Raw genomic sequence first — 16781 nt, forward strand, 5'->3', positions numbered from 1 at the left:
TCATACCAAACCGTGTAGTCGTCTTCCAGCAGCCCCTTCAGCCGCTGCGCCACACGCCGCTCACCCGAGATCATCCTGCTCAGTACCCGCCCCGCCAGCGGTGGGATTATTTCCGCCATATCCGTTCCATGATTGCGATCGTATTTGCGAAGTATCCGCCAAAAGTTATCCATTCCGTTGCGGTGTATGCCCTCGACATCCGCTCATCTTTGGAGAAGAGGCCATACACGCCGGACTCGGGCAATAGAGTCTCTCTTAATTGAGGAAATTTGATTTAGTCATCAAACCGCTCACGACCTCGAAATCGGCTTTCGCTTATGGTGAAAACAGGAGATCACCACGATTTCCGACTCGCAGGGAAGATAAATGACGGAATACGGGAAGCGCCGCAGAATGACGTGGCGATATTCCCCTTCTAGTCGCGGATGGGCCAACGGCATTTCGGCGGCAGAACTAACCGCGTCATCGGCAGACCGGGCAAATTCGCCGCCCAATCCCGGAGAACGGGCGTCGTACCACCCCCGAGCCTCAAGGATCTCTTCCTCCGCCTCCGGGCGGAAGACGATGCGGATCATGCCTTTTCCTTGAAAAGTTTCTTTCTTACCTCTTCCCACGGTATCGCGGTCTCCGGGTCTGCGCGATGATCGGCGCTACGGCGATTCAGCTCCATAAGCTCTGCTTTGGACAAGCTCAACGCCCCCTCTTCGGGCGATTCGTCCGCTATGCTGTCCCAAATCGCCTCTACCAGCTCTATGCGCTGGGAAACCGGCAACCTCTTGGCCTCTTCGAAGAGCGTGCTCATTTTCAATGACCTCGTAGTACCCGTAAATTCATCCCCGATCTCATTGCAAAAGGCGAACGTCTTCTCCAGGATCGTTGTCCGTCATGCGACGCGCCCCCGGCGATACTCCCGCAGATAGGGGAGAAGGTCGAAATAGGCGTTGCGGGAATCCACCTCGAAGCGGATTCGATGGCTCCGGTCGTTCTCCACCAGGAGTTCACCATCGCGCAGCACGCGGTGGGTCAGGTCGGGACCGGAGCGGTTGAGGACCACCAGGTCCACCTCGCGGCGGAGCGCCTCCTCCAGCTCGCCCTGAAGGGTCGCGACCGGGCCGAGGAGGGTAGGGGGTGGGGTCTCGGAGAAAAGAACGGCGACATCGACGTCACTTGCGGTGGTTGCCTCACCGCGGGCGACGCTGCCGAAGAGATAGGAACAACTTACCGCTACGTCGGTGTGCTCGAAGGCCGTGCGGACGGTTTGAATGGTGGTGTCGCGATCCATTGGCAGCTTCTTTTTCATCATTCGTAAGGGGAATTCCGCTCCGCTATCGGCGTTTTCTCAATGCCGCGTTTCGCGAACCCCCAACCCCTCGGCCAGAATGGTTGCCACCAGGGTATTCATGCTCACGCCTTCGCTCTTCGCCCGAGCCGCCAACCTTGCGTGAAGGCTCCGCGGTACCCTCTGCACAAACTTCCCGCTGGCACCGCCGGAACCGGGCTCCGGAACCGGGCGCCCCAGCTCCTTCAACGTGGCGATAACGGCCGCGAGCGCATCCCGGCCATTGGCGATCGCCTCATCGACGCTTTCACCATCGGAAATACAATCGCTGAAATCGGGGTATGAGATCAGATATCCGCCGCCCTCGTCCTTGGTGAGAAGGCGAACTTCGAATGGGTAGTCAGTTACGGTTACCATGGGCAATGCGGATTTCTTCACTGTCTCGGAGTCATAAGCCCCTGTTTCAACGCAATTCGCACCGATGATCGGGACTCTCTTTGATCTTTCGGTACATCGTATCCGGCGCCAAATCCAGACCATCGGGCCAGACGACGACACCGTGCTCGACTTTCGCGTCGGCGATCCGCTCATCGTTCCGCAGGGATTCAAACACCCCCGTGCAAAACGATTCATCGATACGCACGGCTCCGCTCAATCCGTCGGCAAAACGGACGGAAAGCTCGCGGGATCCACTGTAGTTCACCTCGATCACGTCCCAATACATCCTGAAGACCCGCCCCTGCCGAATCGCGTCATGCCATATGATGTTCGACCGCGTATTCCCGCAATGCCCGATTGACCGCCTCCGAATCGGGAAACAAGCGGTGTAGATCGGGGTCGATCAGCGCGATGTTGGTGCCTTCCCGGTATTGCTTTGCGTACTTTCCGCGTTCACCAGACTGGATCAGTTCCGCGGGGTACTCGTCTCTCAGGGTATCGTCTTCACTGTTCATAGGCTTTTCGCTCCTGGCGGGTCATCCGCCTTGCGGAGATGATTCGGATTGCGTCCACTCGCTCGGTAAACGAGACCACAAGGTATCCACCGTTCGAGGACAATCCGAACAAGAGATAGCGGGATTCCCCGTGGGAGTGGTCGGGATCGGGAACACAAATCGAGTGCTCGTCGCCGAATACCTCCACAGCCTCGACGAATGCTATGCCGTGTTTTCGGCGGTTTCCCTGCTCCTTCTGCGGATCCCATTGAAACTCCAATCTTGGTTACCTGCCGGGGCCGTTTTGTTCCTTGCGGTAAAAAGGGTAGTGAACACGTAGGGCAGCGTGACGCGAAGTACACTGCCACTCGAAACCGGTGCGCCTCCTGTCGTCGGCACACTCTACCCAGCTTTCGTTTCCCGACGGTCACCCACGACGGAAACCGTGTGGTCGTAGCACGGGGCGTCACTTCGCCGGAAAGGGCGTCATCGCGGCCTAAGGGCCGCTCCTACAGTCAATGTTATACGCTCGGGAAAAACAATAAAAAAGCCCTCCGAAGAGGGCTCTTTCATGTCCGACCCTGACACGGGCCGGGACGGCACCCATCCTTGGGCACCACCCAATAGAGGGCTTTTTTATCCGGCCTTGTCTTCCAGCTTCTTGGCCCGGATCACCTGGCCGTCGAGGGCCGCATCCTTGCCGTTGCGGCCGTAGGCCACCGAGATCAGCTGGCTGTAGTAGACCACCGGCATCTCGAACTTGGTGCCGTAGGTCTTGTTGATGTCGGGCTGGTAGACCTCGACGTTCATCTGGCACACCGGGCAGGGGGTGACGATCATGTCGGCGCCGTGGTCGTAGGCGGACTCGATGATGTCCTTGATCAGCGCCTGGGACTTCTGCGGCTCGGAGAAGATCAGCGCGCCGCCGCAGCAGCTGGCCTTCTTCTCGTAGCCGCTCAGCGCCTCGCCGCCCATCGCCTCGACCATCTTGTCGAGGTACATCGGGTTCTCGTGGCTCTCGCCGTCGATGCCGAAGGGGCGGTTGGTCTGGCAGCCGACGTAGCCGGCGATCTTGATGCCGTCGAGGGGCTTCTTGACGCCGGACTTCAGGGTCTCGTAGCCGATGTCCTCGATCAGCACCTCGACCATGTGGCGGACCTTGGGCATCTCGCCCTCGACCTTGACGCCGATCTCGCCGAGGGCGGCATCGATGCCGCTGCGCACCTTGCTGCTCTCCTCGATACGCTCCTTGGTCTCGCGGGTGGCGAGCCAGCAGGCGGCGCAGGTGGCGACGATGTCCTGCTGGCCGTTGGCCTGCTGGGACAGCGCGATGTTGCGCGCGCTCAGGGAGAGACGCGGCAGCTCGCCGCCGCCGGCGTAGCCGATGGAGGCCGCGCAGCAGTTCCAGTCGGGGATCTCGTTGAGCTGGATGTCCAGCTCCTCACACATGCTGTCGACCGACTTCTGGTAGTTCGCACCAGAGGCCTTGGACTGGGAGGAGCAGCCGGGGTAGAAGGAATATTCTCGCTTCGCCATGGGTTCGATCTCCTCTTAGCTGCCAAACTTGGCCGCTTCGGCCTCTTCGATCTCTTTCGCCTTGGCGAGCATCTTCTTGATGTCGCCGGCGCCCTTGCAGCTGTGGCCGCCCAGGATCTCCATCGGATTCATGCGCCCGGCCTTGACCATGCTGAGGCCGAGGTCCTTGGCCGCCAGGGCGTTCTGCACGCCCTGGCCGAAGCCGTCGATGAAGTAGAGGGCGAGACCCAGCTTCAGTTCGTTGACCCGGCCCTTGGCGGTCAGGTTGTCCCAGAACTTCTGGGCGAACTTGGCGGTGGGCTGCTCCTTCGGGGCGAGGCCGATGCGCTTACCGTAGTGGGCCAACCCATGCATGATGTGCGTGATCGGCAGGCCACGGGGGCAGCGCGCGATGCAGTTGTAGCAGGAGGTACACATCCACATGGAGGTGGAGGAGAGCACTTCCTCGCGCTTGCCCGCGCGGATCATCATGAAGATCTCCTGCGGCGGGTGCTCCCAGTAGGGGCCCATGGGGCAGCTGCCGGCGCAGACGCCGCACTGCATGCACATCTTGACCCAGTGCCCCTCCTCGACGTTGGCTTCCACCTCTTTGAGGAAGCTCGTGCGGTACTTTTCGATCTGGCTCATGTCCACATCTCCTTAGAACTTGAAGGGGCTCATGCCGATTTCGAAGATCTTCTCGACGTAGTCGTTGATCAGCTTCGGCACGCGCTCGACATCGGTGATGGCCACCTCGTAGACCTGTACGCGCTCCTCTTCGAGCGACAGGCTCTGCAGGGTGTCGGCCACCTTGGAGAGGCGGATGTGCGCCTGGGTGGAGCCGCGGACGAAGTGGCACTGGTAGTCCACGCCCTTCTTGCAGCCCATCAGCATGACGCCGTCATAGCCGCTGTTCAGCGCGTCGGTGACCCAGATCAGGTTGACCGAGCCGAGGCAGCGGACCGGGATGACGCGCACGAACTGGTTGTAGTGGATGCCGTTCTGCGCCGCCTGGTCCATCGCCGGGTAGGCGTCGTTCTCGCAGGCGAGCACCAGCACGCGCGGCTTCTCCTCGAACTCGTCGGGCACCTCGACCGCCTTCAGCTGCTGGCCGACGGTGTCGATGGAGTAGTTCTCGAAGGAGATGACGCGCACCGGGCAGGCGCCCATGCAGGTGCCGCAGCGGCGGCAGCGGGCCTGGTTGTACTGCGGGTAGCCCTTGGCGTCCTCGTCGATGGCGCCAAAGGGGCACTCCACGGTGCAGCGCTTGCACTGGGTGCAGCCGCCCTGGTTGAAGGTGGGGAAGGAGAGGTCGCCGGAGCGGGGGTGCGCGGCACGGCCCAGCTCGGCATTCTCGATCGCCTGGATCGCCTTCATCGCGGCGCCGGTGGCATCCTCCTGGGCCTGGTAGCCGTCCATCGGGCGGCGTACGGGGCCGGCGGCGTAGATGCCGGTGCGGCGGGTCTCGTAGGGGAAGCAGATGAAGTGCGAGTCGTTGAAGCCGTTGGAGAGGATCGGCATGTCCGGCCCCTGACGGTAGGTCAGGTTGAGGATCTCCTTGCCCTTGGTCTGCTCCAGGAACTCAGCGCGGGCGGCGGCGATGGCGGTGTCGTCGGTGGACTCGGCGCCCAGCTTCTCGGTGATCATCCGCTCGATGTCGACACCGGAGTTGGGGATCATGCCGGTGGCCAGCACCACCATGTCGGCGTCGTCGATGGAGGTCTCTTCCGAGAGGATCATGTCGCGGAACTTGACCGAGAGATTGCCGCCGCTGGCGGTGACCTCGGAGGCGACGCCCTTGGTGAAGGTGACACCCTTCTCCTGGCCGGAGCGGTAGAAGTCCTCGCCGCCGGCACCGGGCATGCGCAGGTCGGTGAACATCACGGTGGCGTCGCCGCCGTTCTGCTCACGCACGTACATCGCCTGCTTGACCGAAGTCATGCAGCAGTGGCCGGAGCAGTAGGGGAGGCAGCCCTCCTCCTCGGAGCGCTGGCCGGCGCACTGCAGGAAGACCACGTTCTGCACCTCCTTGCCGTCGGAGGGGCGCTTGATCGGGCCGCCGTCAGCGGCCTTGGCCAGCGCCTCGAAGCCGGCCTGATCGACCACGTCGGGGCTCTTGCCGCCACCGAGCTGGGGCAGCTTGGTGATGTCGTAGGGCTTGAAGCCGGTGGCCTGGACGATGGCGCCGAAGTTCTCGGTGACGGTGGAGCCGCTCTCGGTGGTGATGTCCACGGAAAAGCGTCCCGGCGCACCGGAGGTCTTGGTGGTGGTGGCATTCAGATGGACGGTGATCTTGGCGCTGCCTTCGATCTCCGCGATCATCTCCGCCACACCGGTGTCGGCGGGCTCCTTGTAGGGGGCCTTGAAGGCGACGCGCCTGTAGAGCTTGCCCATCTGGCCGCCCAGCTCGCCGGACTTCTCGACGATGTGCACCTCGTAACCGGCGCGGGCCGCCTCGATGGCGGAGGTCATGCCGGAGACGCCACCGCCGACCACCAGCAGGCGGCGCACGGTCTGGCGCGCCTCGTCGGGCTTCGCCTCCTTCATGTACTTGGCCTCGGCGCAGGACATGCGGATGTAGTCCTGGGCCATCTCGTCGGTGGTCTCCTGGGCGTCGTCGTCGGCGGGACGGATCCAGATGACGCCCTCGCGCAGGTTGGCGCGGGAGACCGGCAGGGTGCCGAAGTCGAACGCCTCGGTCTTGGCGCGACGGGAGCAGGCACCGATGACGATGCGGTTGACGCCCTCGTTCTCGATGTCGGCCTTGATCATGGCCACGCCTTCCTCGGAGCAGAGGTAGTCGTGATCCTTGCACACGGCCGCCTTGCCCTCACGGGTGGCGACGCTCATCAGGGTGGCGGTGTCCAGGCGTTCGCCCAGCTCGCAGCCCTTGCAGATATAGGCTCCAATCTTCATGTCAGCCACGGTTTAACCCTCCGCTCCGGCAACTCGGTTTACTACCTGGACGGCGCGCAGGGCGGCGGCGGTCGCACTCTGCACCGCGCGGTTGACGTCCAGGGCGTCGGCGGAAACACCACATCCGAAGATGCCGCCGTTGGCCTCGTCCTGCTGGATGAAGCCGTGGTTGTCGGTGACCACCTCGACCGGGAAGTCGCCGATGCTCGGCTCCATGCCGGTGGCGAGGACGACCAGGTCGTGCTCGTTGGCGTAGCGCATGTCGCTGCCGAAGCCCGGCACTTCCAGGTTGTTGCCGTTGAGGATCACGTTGCCGTCCTTGCCGGCGGTGATGTTGGCCACCTTGGACTTGATGAAGGAGACGTTCTCGTTCTTCTGCACCTTGGCGTAGAAGTCCTCGAAGCGGTCGATGGCGCGGATGTCGATGTAGTAGACGGTCGACTTCGCCTCGTCACCGAGCTGGTCCTGCACGTAGGTGGTCTGCTTCAGCGAGGCCATGCAGCAGATGCGCGAGCAGTGCTCCAGGTGGTTGACGTCGCGCGAGCCGGCGCACTGGATGAAGGCGATGTTCTTCGGCGTGGAGCCGTCGGCACGCTGGATCTTGCCGCCGGTGGGACCGAACGGGTCGAGCATGCGCTCGAACTCGACGTTGGTGATCACGTTGTCGAAGCGGTCGTAGCCGTAGGGCTGGATCTTGTTGGCGTCGTAGGGCTTCCAGCCGGTGGCATAGACCACCGCGCCGGCCTTCAGCTCGACGGTCTCTTCCTGCATCTCCAGGTCGATCGCGCCGTACTTGCAGGCCGCCTTCGCCTTGGCGCCCTCGTCGGTGCCGACGATCGCCGGGTCGAGGACGTACTGGTAGGGGTAGGCGAGGTTGTAGGGGAGGTAGGCGCCCTTGCGGCTCTTCATCCCGTAGTTGTACTCGTCGGGGAACTCGCTCTCGACCACCTTGGCGCACTCGCCGCAGCCGGTGCAGTTGGCGTTGACGAAGCGCGGGCTGAGCTTGACGGAGACGGTGTAGTCACCGGAGGCCCCGTCGATCCCGGTCACCTCGGCCTGGGTGAGAACGCGCAGGTTCTTGTTGGCCTTGATGCGGCGGAGGTTGATCTCCAGGCCGCAGGTGGGGAAGCAGAGCTTCGGGAAGTACTTGTACAGCTGGCTGACACGGCCACCGAGAGAAGGGTTCTTCTCCAGCAGGATCACCTGCTTGCCGGCCTCGGCGGCCTCGAGGGCCGCGGTCATGCCGCTGATACCGCCACCGACCACGATAATGGTCTGGTTGGTTGCGACTACATCCGTCATAGATGTTCCTCCGGTACGGATTTTCGGCGTCGAGGAGACGCTGGGTGCGCACCTCCCCATTGTAGGAAGCGCTGATTGGAAAATTCGCCGTCGCGCCGCGCCCCTTTCGCTCCTGGACGACGCGCGCGCTGGCGGCCCTACTCGCCGTAGGGCGTCCAGCGTGCAACGAAGGATAGGGGCGAAAGGGGCCCGGCCCTGCGGGCTGCGCCCAGAAGGCCCGGCCTCGGCGTTGCACCCCTTGCCAAGGGTCCTGCCATTGGCTGCGGGCTGCGCCTTGATGCCGGGCCTTCCGGGCACAACGCGACGGTGAATTTTCCAATCAGCGCTTCCTTCTGGACGGCATACGATAGCGCGGGACTTGCGCTTTCGCTACACCGGGGGGCGAAAACAGGTATCAAAATTAAGAATCGAAAGATAGAACCGGCCTATGTCTGCGGATTTCAATGAAAAAAAGGATGAATAGGGCGGTGCTCCTCCCGGCCTCGGAGAGGCCACGGGAGAACATCTTAATAAATTGATATTCAAGTGTTTTATCTTTCGATCAGGAAATCTCCGTCGCCCTCTGCGGGCGTTCACGGAGAATAAAACCGGAGTTTTCTCCCCAATTTCCATGGGGACGCCCAATATTCCCGACAAATTCACTCAATATTAAAAATATATAGGCAAATGAGAATCATTCTTGTGTAAAACGGGAACAGGGGCGGTGACTCCACCAATTACCCCCTCGCCGCGACGTGACGCTCGATCGCCTCCAGCAATACCCGCTTCTTGATCGGCTTGGTCAGGTGGTCGGTGCAGCCCGCTTCCCTGCTGCGCTGGTCGTCGCCGCTCAAGGCGTGGGCGGTGAGAGCCAGGATGGGGACCGGTGTCCGCCCCTCGGCGGCTTCCCATTGGCGAATCCGGCGGGTGGCGGTGTAGCCGTCCATCACCGGCATCTGCATGTCCATCAGCACCAGGTCGGCAGGATGGCGTTTGAAGCGTTCGACGGCCAGCGCGCCGTTCTCCGCCAGCTCCAGTTCAAAAGGGGTGTGGCGCAGGTAGGCGCGGATCAGTTCGGCGTTGTCCTCCGAATCCTCCACCAGCAGGATCCCCAGGGGCCGCGACCGTATCGCGGGCAACGATTCGGCAGTCGACGCATCCTCGCCGACCATCTGCCCGGAAACGGCGGCGATCAGCTCCCGTCGGCGCACCGGCTTCAGGTGGTAGTCGATCCCCCCGGCGCGCGCGCGTTCAATCGGTGCGGTCCGCTGATCGATCCCCAGCAACAACACCGGGCACTCCGCCAGGGCGGGGACCGCGCGCAGGCGGGCAACCCGCTCGATACCCTCATCGGCGGTCTGATGACAATCCAGCAGGATCACGTCGGGCGGCTCCGGCAGCGCCATCGCCTCCTCGATGCCCTCCGCCACCGTCACCCGCGCCCCGGACGCCGCCAATTGCGCGGCGAGGATGCCGCGGCCGGCGTCATCCGGTCCGACCAGCAGGACGGTGCGTCCGGACAGCGGCGCTCCTTCGACCTCCCCGAGTGTCGCCGGATCGACGTCGAAACGGGCGGTGAAGTGGAAGGTGCTGCCGCGCCCCGGCGCACTCTGCACCCACAGGGTGCCGCCCATCCTCTCCGCCAGATGGCGGGAGATGGTCAGCCCCAGGCCGGTGCCGCCGTAGCGGCGGGTCACCGAGGAGTCGGCCTGGGTGAAGGCGTTGAAGATCTCCTGCTGCTTCTCCACGGGGATGCCGATGCCGCTGTCGCTCACCGAGAAGTGGAGCGTGCCCGATCCCCCTTCCGCCGCCGGTTCCAGCCGCAGGGTGACCTCGCCATGTTCGGTGAACTTGACCGCGTTGCCGAGCAGGTTGAGCAGCACCTGACGCAGCCGCCGCGGGTCGCCGACCAGCCGGCGTGCCGCCGCGGGGTGGACCCAGGTGGAGAGGACCAGCCCCTTCTCCCGCGCCGCCGGGGCCATCACCAGGGCCATCGACTCCACCACTTCCTCCGGATCGAAGGGCTCGCGGTCGAGCTGGAGTTCTCCCGCCTCGATCTTCGACAGGTCGAGGATGTCGTTGATCAGGTCGAGCAGGGTGTTGCCGGCATGGCGGCTCACCTCGAGGAAGCGTGCCTGCTCTTTGCTCAGCGCCGTCTCGGCGAGCAGATCGCCCATGCCGATGATGGCGTTCATCGGCGTGCGGATCTCGTGGCTCATGGTGGCGAGGAATTCGCTCTTCGCCCGGCTGGCCGCCTCCGCCGCCTCCTTGGCGGCGAGCAGTTCCCGCTCGGCGCGGTTGCGCTCGGTGACGTCCACCCCGATGGTGCAAATGAGCAGCGCGCCGCCGTCGGCGCCGCGGGCGATCGGGAACTTGGTCAGCAGAAAATCGCGGGGTTCGCCACCGGGGCGCAGGGTGATTTCGCCACGCACCATCCGATTGGTCTCGAAGGCCTGGCGGTCCCATTGACGCAGCCGCTCGGCGGTGGGCTCCGGCAGGCGGTCGAGGAAGGCCGCCTTGGCGCCACTCTCGGCGGCGGCGGGAAAGGTCTCCCGATAGAGCCGACTGAGGCGCAACAGGGTCCCTTCCCGATCCTGGATGACGATCATCAGCGGCGCGTGTTCGAGAATCCCGGCCAGCTGGTCGGCGAGTTCCTGCACCGGTCGGCCGAAGTGGCGACCGAGTCGGCCCACCAACACCACGCCGACGAACAGCAGCACCAGCGTGAGCAGCGCGAGGTAGAGCAGGCCGCGAATCAGCGCCTCGCGGGTGGGGCCGGTGGAGACGCCGACGCGGATGGTGCCGATCACCTGGTCGCCGTAGCCGCCGCGGTAGGGCATCGCCACCTCGCGCACCGGCAGACCCCGCCACTGGGCGTTCTGAAAATAGAAGGAGGCGGCGGCGATGCCGGCGGCGGCGGCCCGCTGGGCGGGGTCGGTGAGGCGGGTGCCGTTGAGCTTCGGGTCGCTGTGGGCGATCACCCACCCCCCTTCGTCGACGATCAGCAGGTAGGCGATCTCCGGACTCTTACCCGCCAACTCCTCCACCAGCAGGCGCGCGTGGTATTTGCCGGAGAAGCTGACGCGGTTGATCGCGTCGGAGAGAGTCACGGCCAGTGCCGAGGCGAGCCGCTGCTCCTGGTCGGCCAGCACTTTCAGGTAAAAATAGGAGCCGGCAGCAAGCACCGCGGCGATCAGCAGGGCGAACACCGCACCGAAGGTGAATGCGAGTCGGCGGTCCATCCGCTCGACACCGACGCGAGGCCCCTGTGCGACGAAGGGCACGGGTTAGTCCATTGCCTTGATGACACCGCTCCAACGCGGCTGGTCGCTGGCCCACGGCTTGTCGAAGGGGGTGGGGATCGGCCCTTGCCAGCCGGGGTAGCGGTCGAGGGTCTCGCGGGTGATCGGGAAGACCGGCATCAGCGCCTGGCGGGGCACCGCCTCGCCGTTGAGCTGCCGGTAGCCGATGCGCAGCGCCTCGGCGCCCAGCGGACCGCAGAACTGCGCGGCGTCGAAGCGGGTCAGCCGTCCCTCGCGGATGTTGGCCACCGACTGGGGATCGCCGTCGATGGTGACCACGAAGAGTTCGTCGCGCCCTGCCGCCGCCAGTTCATCGACCACCGCCAGGCCACCCCCGTCGTTGACGGTGAAGAGCACGTCGACCGAACCGGCGGGAAACTCCTCGACGATGGCGCGGCCCGCCTCGCGACCCGCCACCGGTTCCACCGCCGCATAGGTGCCGACCACCCGGAAGGCGCGACCGGCGGCGGTGAGGGCGTCGAGGAAGCCATTGACCCGCTCGACGGTGGAGGAGACGTGGGGATACTCCACCAGCACCACCCGCAGCGGCTCACCGTCGTCGGGCAGGGTGGCGGCGGTGTACTCGCCGCCCAGCCGGCCCGCCTGCTCGTTGTCGGAGGTGACGTAGGAGACCAGTTCGCCACCGCTGATGTACTGATCGTAGGCGACCACCGGGATACCGGCGCGGTTGGCCGCCCGCAGGGGGTGGGCGAGGGCGGCGTTGTCGGCGGGCTGGACCACGATCAGGTCCACCCCGCGGGCCACCAGCTCCTCCATCTGCCGGACCTGACGCTCGATCCCCGCCTCGCCGTCACCGGCGACCCGCGGGATCAGCTCCACCGGCCGCCGGCCGCTCTCCCCGGCGTCGGCCCCGGCGTCGGCCCCGGCCGCGGCATTGATCCGCTCGGCCTCCGCCTCCAACCCCCGGCGCATCGCCACCTGGCCGGGGATATTCATCGACCAGTAGAGCACACCCACACGGTAGGGCTCGACCGCATCGGCGACGCAGGTGAACAACAAACCGACGAGGGCGGCGATCCAGGGGGTAATGTGAATCATTATGGGTGTAAGAATTTTCGTACTGGGCTTTGCATGCTACCGCCGACCCCTACGATGCGCCATCCCACAATGAACCGTAAAGAGGCGGGCGGTGACCGCTCGACGCCTCCCGACGCATCCCCGCTCACTCCATGCCCAGCTCCTTGATCTTGCGGGTCAGGGTGTTGCGGCCCCAGCCGAGCAGCTTGGCGGCATCCTGGCGGCGTCCGGCGGTGTGTTTCAGCGCGGTCTCGATCAACACCCGCTCGAAGCGCGGCACCGCCTGCTCGAGCAGGCCACTCTCGCCGCGGGCGAGGCCGCGATCGGCCCAGGCGCGCAGCGCCCCCTCCCAATCGTCGCCGGCACCGCCGTCGGCGCTCTCCGCCTGGAGTTCCGGCGGCAGGTCGCCGGGGAGGATCTCCTGGCCGGAGGCCATCACCGTCAGCCAGCGGCAGCTGTTCTCCAGCTGACGCACGTTGCCCGGCCAGTCGAAACGGCTGAGGTAGGCGTCGGTGTCGGAGTGGAGCCGCTTCGGCTCGACGTTGAGTTCGGCGGCGGCGGCGGCGAGAAAGTGGCGGGCGAGCCGCGGGATGTCCTCGCGCCGCTCGCGTAGCGAGGGGAGCTGAATGCGGATGACGTTGAGACGGTGAAACAGGTCCTCGCGGAAATTGCCGTCGCGCACTCGCTGCTCCAGGTCCTGGTGGGTGGCGGCGATGATCCGCACATCCACCTTCACCGCGCTGTGGCCGCCCACCCGGTAGAAGACCCCGTCGGCCAGCACCCGCAGCAGGCGGGTCTGCAGCTCGGCGGGCATGTCGCCGATCTCGTCGAGGAACAGGGTGCCCCCGTCCGCCTGCTCGAAGCGCCCCTGGCGGGCGGTCTGGGCGCCGGTGAAGGCGCCGCGCTCGTGGCCGAACAGCTCGGACTCCATCAGGTCACGGGGGATCGCCGCCATGTTCAGGGCGATGAACGGCTTGCTCGCCCGCGGGCTGTGGCGGTGCAGGGCGCGGGCCACCAGCTCCTTGCCGGTACCCGACTCGCCGTTGATCAGCACCGTGATGTTGGAACGCGACAGGCGGCCGATGGCGCGGAACACCTCCTGCATCGCCGGCGCCTCGCCGATGATCTCGGTGTCGTGCTCCAGCGACTCGCCTTCCAGGCCGCGCTCGCGGGACTGCTGCACGGCGCGCACGGTGAGCTCCACCGCCTCGTCGACGTCGAAGGGCTTGGGCAGGTACTCGAAGGCGCCCCCCTGATAGGCGGCCACCGCCGCATCCAGATCGGAGTGGGCGGTCATGATGATCACCGGCAACTCCGGCTCCCGCTCGCGCACCCGGCGCATCAGCTCCAGGCCATCCATGCCGGGCATGCGGATGTCGCTGATGATCGCATCGGGGGCGCCGCGCTCGAGGGCGCGCATCACCCCCTCGGCGCTGTCGAAGGTGGAGACCTCCATCTCGGCCTGTTTCAGGGCCTTCTCCAGGACCCAGCGGATGGAGCGGTCGTCATCGATAATCCAGATTTTAGCCATCGGTTCTCTCCGATTCCGGCTCGTCGAAGGGGAGCAGGAAGGTGAAACAGGTCCGTCCTGGACGGCTTTCGCATTCGATCAGCCCGTCGTGCTGGTTGACCAGCGACTGGGCGATGGTGAGCCCCAGGCCGGTACCGTCCGGACGGCCGGTGACCATGGGGTAAAAAAGGTTCTCCCGCAGCTCGGCGGGGACGCCGGGACCGTTGTCGATCACGTCCACCCGCGCCACCAGCCGGTAGAGGCGGTGGCCGATGGTGAAGCGGCGCTGGACCCGGGAGCGCAGTGTGATCTTGCCCTTTTCCCCCACCGCCTGGAGGGCGTTGCGCACGATGTTGAGCAGCGCCTGGATCAGTTGGTCCGGATCGGCGTTGAGGTCGGGAATCGAAGGGTCGTAGTCGCGAATCACCGTCACCCCGGTGGACTTCTCCGCCTCCACCACCTTGCGCACCCGCTCCATCAGGTGGTGGAGGTTGACCGGCTCGCGGCGCGGCAGGGTGTTGGGGCCGAGCATCCGGTTGAGCAGATTCCGCAGGCGGTCGGCCTCGGCGATGATCACCTCGGTGTATTCGCGCAGCGTCTCGTTGGGCAGCTCCCGCTCCAGCAACTGGGCGGCCCCGCGCAGACCTCCCAACGGGTTCTTGATCTCGTGGGCGAGGCCGCGGATCAGCGCGCGGGTCGCCTGGTGCTGGGCGATCAGCTGCTCCTCGCGGGCGATGCGCAGGTGGCGGTCGACGTGGATCATCTCCACCAGCAGCGCCGGTGGCAGCCCCGGCTCGATCACCGGGTTGACGGTGCAGTCGACGGTTACCTGACGCCCACCGGGCAGCTTCAGCGCGCGCTCGCGGACGGTGTGGGGGTGGCCGCTGTCGACCGCATCACGCAACCCCTGGACGAACTCCGCGTCCTTGGAGAGCAGCTCGGCGATACGCAGTCCGGTGGCCTGCCGGGCGCTCAGGGCGAACAGCATCTCCGCCGCCGGATTGACGTAGGTGAGGCGCAAATCCCGGTCCAGCAGCAGTACCGCGGAGGTCAGGTTGTCGAGAATTCGTTGGCTGAAGTTTTCCACGGCGCCACCGTATGCAATTTGTCTTCCAGAGCGGGGAAATCGCGCAAGGCCGCGATTTCCCCGTGTTTGATAGGGGCATGTGGGGGTGTTGGGTGACTGCTGCGCACTATTATAGGGCGGTGGCACTGGGAAGGGGCGTGGGGAGGGGTGCCAGACGTCAGGCGTCAGGCGTCAGGCGTCAGGCGTCAGGCGTCAGGCGTCAGGAGAGGCTATCCCCGTAAACGGGAATTCTCCAACCACCATGGCGCGCACGGCGCGCCCTATAGGGCGGGCTGCGCCCGCCGACGCCGGTGAGAGATTCTCCCGATTTGCGAGGCATGCCCAACGCACCACCCTACGAAGCGCAGCCCCGGTCTCCACCAGGGGGTATATCCTTCAACACACTTTTCCACAAAAAAAGGCCCCGCAATGCGGGGCCCTTTTTCACTCAGCGAATGCTGATTTTTTCGTTAGAAAAAATCAGAGGCTGTAGTACATGTCGTACTCCACCGGATGGGTGGTCATGCGCATGCGGGTGACCTCTTCCATCTTCAGGGCGATGTAGGCGTCGATCATGTCGTCGGTGAACACGCCACCCTTGGTCAGGAACTCGCGGTCGGCGTCCAGGGCGTCCAGGGCCATGTCCAGGCTGTGGCAGACGGTGGGGATCTGGGCGGCCTCCTCGGCGGGCAGGTCGTACAGGTCCTTGTCCATCGCGTCGCCGGGGTGGATCTTGTTCTGGATGCCGTCGATGCCGGCCATCAGGTAGGCGGCGAAGCAGAGGTAGGGGTTGGCGGTGGGATCACCGAAACGCACCTCGATACGACGCGCCTTGGGGGTCATCACGTAGGGGATACGGATGGAGGCGGAACGGTTGCGGGCGGAGTAGGCCAGCATCACCGGGGCCTCGAAGCCGGGCACCAGACGCTTGTAGGAGTTGGTGGAGGCGTTGGCGAAGGCGTTCAGCGCACGGGCGTGCTTGATGATGCCGCCGATGTAGTACAGCGCGGTCTCGGACAGGCCGCCGTAGAGGTCGCCGGCAAACAGGTTGGTGCCATCCTTCGACAGCGACATGTGGACGTGCATGCCGGAGCCGTTGTCGCCGACGATCGGCTTGGGCATGAAGGTGGCGGTCTTGCCATAGGCGTGGGCGACGTTCTGCACGCAGTACTTGAGGATCAGCACCTCATCGGCCTTCTTCACCAGGGGGTTGGCGCCGGTGCCGATCTCGCACTGGCCGGCGGTGGCCACCTCGTGGTGATGCACCTCGACGGTGAGGCCCATCTCGCTCATCGCGTCGCACATGGAGGCGCGGATGTCGTGCAGGGAGTCGACCGGGGGAACCGGGAAGTAGCCGCCCTTGACGCCGGGGCGGTGCCCCATGTTGCCACCCTCGTAGGTGCGCTCGGAGTTCCACTCGGCCTCTTCGGAATCGATCTTGACGAAGGAGCCGGAGAGATCAGCGCCCCAGCGGACGTCGTCGAGGATGAAGAACTCGGGCTCGGGACCGAACAGCGCGGTGTCGCCGATACCGGTGGACTTCAGGTAGGCCTCGGCGCGGTGGCCGACGGAGCGCGGGTCGCGCTCGTAGCCCTGCATGGTGGCGGGCTCGACGATGTCGCAACGGATGATGACGGTGGGATCCTCGAAGAAGGGATCGAGCACGGCGGTGTCGGCGTCGGGCATGAGGATCATGTCGGACTCGTTGATCCCCTTCCAGCCGGAGATGGAGGAGCCGTCGAACATCTTGCCGTCGGCGAAGAACCCGTCATCGACGTCGCTGGCGGGAATGGTGACGTGCTGCTCCTTGCCGCGGGTGTCGCAGAAGCGCAGGTCAACCCACTTCACGTCCTTCTCTTTGATCATGTTGATAACGTCGGTACCGGACATTGGTGCTCCTCCTGAAAGGGTGATGCAGTTTGTTTAAGGTTCCCGCGGCCGG

The 16781-nt window shown here is 64.9% G+C and carries 16 protein-coding genes; all 16 read right to left on the reverse strand.

The annotated features are described in order from the left end of the window. Positions 1–290 precede the first annotated feature (290 nt). Positions 291–575, reverse strand: coding sequence for a type II toxin-antitoxin system RelE/ParE family toxin (locus ACYQ2W_RS02850; RefSeq protein WP_459863083.1), 285 nt, complete (start codon positions 573–575; stop codon positions 291–293). Then, the gene (locus ACYQ2W_RS02855; protein ID WP_459863084.1) at positions 572–802 is read right to left on the reverse strand and encodes an addiction module protein; all 231 of its coding nucleotides are present in this window, start codon (positions 800–802) and stop codon (positions 572–574) included. Before ACYQ2W_RS02855 ends, ACYQ2W_RS02850 begins: the two co-directional genes overlap by 4 nt. Before the next feature lie 81 nt (positions 803–883). Continuing rightward, entirely contained in the window at positions 884–1282 is a 399-nt protein-coding gene (gene mntA / locus ACYQ2W_RS02860; RefSeq protein ID WP_459863085.1) for a type VII toxin-antitoxin system MntA family adenylyltransferase antitoxin, read from the reverse strand. A 57-nt stretch (positions 1283–1339) separates the two neighbouring features. Then, positions 1340–1696, reverse strand: coding sequence for a toxin-antitoxin system HicB family antitoxin (locus tag ACYQ2W_RS02865; protein WP_459863086.1), 357 nt, complete (start codon positions 1694–1696; stop codon positions 1340–1342). Between the two features lie 46 nt (positions 1697–1742). Further along, a complete protein-coding gene (locus ACYQ2W_RS02870) occupies positions 1743–1991 on the reverse strand; it encodes a DUF2442 domain-containing protein (RefSeq protein ID WP_459863087.1) in 249 nt (82 codons plus the stop codon). 40 nt (positions 1992–2031) lie between these two features. Beyond that, the gene (locus ACYQ2W_RS02875) at positions 2032–2232 is read right to left on the reverse strand and encodes a hypothetical protein (RefSeq protein ID WP_459863088.1); all 201 of its coding nucleotides are present in this window, start codon (positions 2230–2232) and stop codon (positions 2032–2034) included. Next, a complete protein-coding gene (locus ACYQ2W_RS02880) occupies positions 2222–2491 on the reverse strand; it encodes a BrnT family toxin (protein ID WP_459863089.1) in 270 nt (89 codons plus the stop codon). Before ACYQ2W_RS02880 ends, ACYQ2W_RS02875 begins: the two co-directional genes overlap by 11 nt. A 356-nt stretch (positions 2492–2847) precedes the next feature. Next, positions 2848–3747: a CoB--CoM heterodisulfide reductase iron-sulfur subunit B family protein gene (locus ACYQ2W_RS02885; protein ID WP_459863090.1), complete on the reverse strand. Its 900-nt coding sequence runs from the start codon at positions 3745–3747 to the stop codon at positions 2848–2850. 15 nt (positions 3748–3762) lie between these two features. After that, positions 3763–4374, reverse strand: coding sequence for a 4Fe-4S dicluster domain-containing protein (locus ACYQ2W_RS02890; protein WP_459863091.1), 612 nt, complete (start codon positions 4372–4374; stop codon positions 3763–3765). A gap of 12 nt (positions 4375–4386) precedes the next feature. Continuing rightward, complete coding sequence (locus ACYQ2W_RS02895) at positions 4387–6642, reverse strand: hydrogenase iron-sulfur subunit (protein WP_459863092.1); 2256 nt, start codon at positions 6640–6642, stop codon at positions 4387–4389. Between the two features lie 12 nt (positions 6643–6654). Further along, positions 6655–7944 (reverse strand): FAD-dependent oxidoreductase, encoded by a 1290-nt coding sequence (locus ACYQ2W_RS02900; protein ID WP_459863093.1) that lies wholly within the window; start codon positions 7942–7944, stop codon positions 6655–6657. Positions 7945–8660: 716 nt separating this feature from the next. Continuing rightward, positions 8661–11207, reverse strand: coding sequence for a hybrid sensor histidine kinase/response regulator (locus ACYQ2W_RS02905; protein WP_459863094.1), 2547 nt, complete (start codon positions 11205–11207; stop codon positions 8661–8663). A gap of 3 nt (positions 11208–11210) precedes the next feature. Further along, positions 11211–12284 carry a sugar ABC transporter substrate-binding protein gene (locus ACYQ2W_RS02910; protein ID WP_459863095.1) on the reverse strand — a complete coding sequence of 358 codons (1074 nt, stop codon included), beginning with the start codon at positions 12282–12284 and terminating at the stop codon, positions 11211–11213. A gap of 124 nt (positions 12285–12408) precedes the next feature. After that, a complete protein-coding gene (gene ntrC / locus ACYQ2W_RS02915; protein ID WP_459863096.1) occupies positions 12409–13794 on the reverse strand; it encodes a nitrogen regulation protein NR(I) in 1386 nt (461 codons plus the stop codon). Then, positions 13787–14860 carry a nitrogen regulation protein NR(II) gene (gene glnL / locus ACYQ2W_RS02920; RefSeq protein ID WP_459863097.1) on the reverse strand — a complete coding sequence of 358 codons (1074 nt, stop codon included), beginning with the start codon at positions 14858–14860 and terminating at the stop codon, positions 13787–13789. The genes ntrC and glnL overlap by 8 nt, the downstream gene beginning before the upstream one ends. 459 nt (positions 14861–15319) lie before the next feature. Then, entirely contained in the window at positions 15320–16729 is a 1410-nt protein-coding gene (gene glnA, locus ACYQ2W_RS02925) for a glutamate--ammonia ligase (RefSeq protein ID WP_459863098.1), read from the reverse strand. Positions 16730–16781: the final 52 nt, after the last annotated feature.

The organism is Endothiovibrio diazotrophicus, assembly GCF_054657215.1.